The sequence below is a fragment of the Bartonella sp. AD328YNZD genome (assembly GCF_042196425.1).
Window position 1 is genome coordinate 9,119 of the sequence record NZ_JBHIQG010000005.1, and the last position, 2,860, is coordinate 11,978.

The window sequence follows — 2,860 nt, forward strand, 5'->3', positions numbered from 1 at the left end:
TTGATATGCTCGTGCAAGGCGGCGTGCATTCACCTCTCCAACATGACGAATCCCCAATGCAAACAAAAAACGGCTTAAAGGAATTTCGCGGCGTGCATTAATGGCATCATACAGTTTCCGCACTGAAACAGTACCAAAACCTTCCATATTTTCCAAACGGATCAAAGACTTTTCTTGGCGCCGTTCTAAAGTAAAGATATCAACTGGTGTATGAATACAAAGCGCCTCATCTTGAGCATGGAAAAAAAATTCTACCTGCTTTTTACCCAAGCCTTCAATATCAAACGCATTGCGTGAAACAAAATGACGAATACGTTCAATCGCTTGTGCAGGACAAATAAGCCCACCGGTACACCGACGCACCGCTTCTCCTTCTTCACGAACAGCATGACTCCCACAAGCGGGACACAGATGAGGAAAAACAAAAGCAGAAGCATCTTTTGGACGTTTTTCAGCAATAATATCAACAATTTGAGGGATTACATCACCAGCGCGTTGTACAATCACGGTATCGCCTACACGAATATCACGCCCTTCACGAATGGGCTCTCCTTTATGGCCAATTCCCTTAATATAATCCTCATTATGCAAACTGGCATTGGTCACCACCACCCCACCAACAGTAATAGGTGTAAGGCGTGCAACAGGCGTCAAAGCTCCCGTACGACCGACCTGAATATCAATATCTTCCAAAAGCGCCATTGCTTTTTCTGCTGGAAATTTATGGGCTATTGCCCAACGCGGCGAACGAGAAACAAACCCCAAACGCTTTTGGAGCATCAAATCATTAACCTTATAAACAATGCCATCAATGTCATAGCTTAAAGAATGACGGCGTTCTTCTATATCACGATAATAAAAAATAATTTCTTCTACTCTCTTAAAGACTTTTATTAATGGATTGATAACAAAGCCATATTCTTTTAGCTTTTTCATCATCTCTATTTGACTTTCTGCAAATACTTCACTCACTTCACCACAAGCATAAGCAAAAAATTGAAGCTTTCTGCTGGCGGTTATCCGTGAATCAAGCTGACGGAGCGAACCAGCCGCTGCATTTCGAGGATTGGCGAAGGTTAACTTTCCCTTCTCTTGTTGGCTTATATTAAGAGCTTGGAAATCTTCCCGTCCCATATAAACTTCGCCGCGAACCTCGATTACCTCAGGAAAATCACCTTGCAAAACTTGTGGAATATCAGCAATTGTTCGAGCATTTGCCGTCACATTTTCACCGACAGTTCCATCCCCACGCGTTGCCGCACGCACAAGCCGCCCCTTTTCGTAGCGCAAAGACAAAGATAAACCATCAATTTTTGGCTCCGCTGTTATTTCCAACACTTGTGTTTCTGGAAGACGTAAAAAACGACGAATACGCTCAATAAATTCAGTAACATCTTCAGAGCTAAACGCATTATCAAGTGAAAGCATAGGCTGTGCATGAACAGATTTTTCAAACTTTTCAGAAATTGGTGCCCCAATTTTATGTGAAGGAGAATCAACACGAATAAGCTCTGGAAAAAGAGCTTCAATTTCTGCATTACGGCGGCGCAATGCATCGTATTCTGCATCAGAAATTTCAGGCTGATCATCACGATTATAAAGCACATCATGACGCGCAATTTCTTTTGCCAACCACTCTAATTCACTTTCTGCTTCAACAGCTGAGAGATTTTTAACTGCATCTTTGTTCATAAAATCTATTCCAAATTACGAGTTACTGCCATAAGGACTTCCACGCTTCCTCTATAAAGTGAATCGCAAATAAAAATAAGCTTTCCAGTATTTTTATCACTGGCTAATTACCTTTATGCGAGAAGCTTTTGAGCCGCTGCACGCGCTTCTTCAGTAATCTGTTCTCCTGCCAACATACGAGCAATTTCTTCTGCACGTTCATGCTCTTCCATTTTATGAATAGCAGTAACAAAGCGTCCTTTATCATGACTCTCAATTTTCGAAATAAGAAAATGACCATGCGCTTTCGATGCAACCTGTGGTGCATGCGTAATAGCAAAAACCTGAACACGTTCTGATAAGCGTTGCAACCGTTGTCCAATAGCCGCTGCAACAGCCCCCCCAACACCTGTATCAATTTCATCAAAGATCAGCGTCGGTGCTGATCCTCGATCAGACAAAACAACTTTTAATGCCAACAAAAAACGAGACAATTCACCGCCAGAAGCCACACTAAGCATCGGTCCAGCTCGTGTTTCAGGATTTGTTCGCACCCAATATTCAATACGATCACATCCCTCAGCACTCCGCTTTTCCACATCACTTTGCATTTCAACAATAAACTCGGCCCTCTCTAACTTCAATGCCGGCAACTCAGCCATAACACTTTCAGATAAATGCTTTGCTGTCTCCCGACGCTTTATTGTTAAGGCTTGCGCCAATGTATCATAATTTTTCTTTGCCTGCTTTGCCTCATCTTCAAAACGTGTCAATATAGTCTGAGCCTCTTCAAAATCAGCGAGTTCTGCGTCCATTTTATCGCATAACTGAATCAATTCATCCGCAGAAACTTGATATTTACGAGCAAAACCCCGAAGAGAAAAAAGACGCTCTTCTATCCGTTCCAATTCATCAGGTTCAAAATCTAATGCTCGTATTGCCGTCTCAATACCTTCTTGTGCTGTTGCAAGTGCATGCAATGCCTCATCAATAGATTTCACCACTGGTGCAATAAGTTCTTGCGCCTCAGGAATTTTCCGCTCCAAACGCCTCACCAAATTAGAAAGCACTGGAATTGGTGATTTTTGACCCGTTAAAAGATCATCCGCGTCTTTAATATCTGTCGCTATTTTTTCTAATTTAAGCATATCAGCACGACGAAGAGAAAGAGCTTCCTCTTCACCAACTT

The 2,860-nt window shown here is 42.2% G+C and carries 1 protein-coding gene and 1 pseudogene; both read right to left on the reverse strand.

Annotated features, from left to right (window positions below; genetic code table 11):
• Positions 1-1,692: NAD-dependent DNA ligase LigA (gene ligA / locus ACFIO3_RS00670; RefSeq protein WP_375704011.1), on the reverse strand; the 1,692-nt coding region annotated here is incomplete at its 3' end.
• Between the two features lie 113 nt (positions 1,693-1,805).
• Positions 1,806-2,860, reverse strand: a pseudogene (locus ACFIO3_RS00675) (DNA repair protein RecN); the annotation flags it as partial.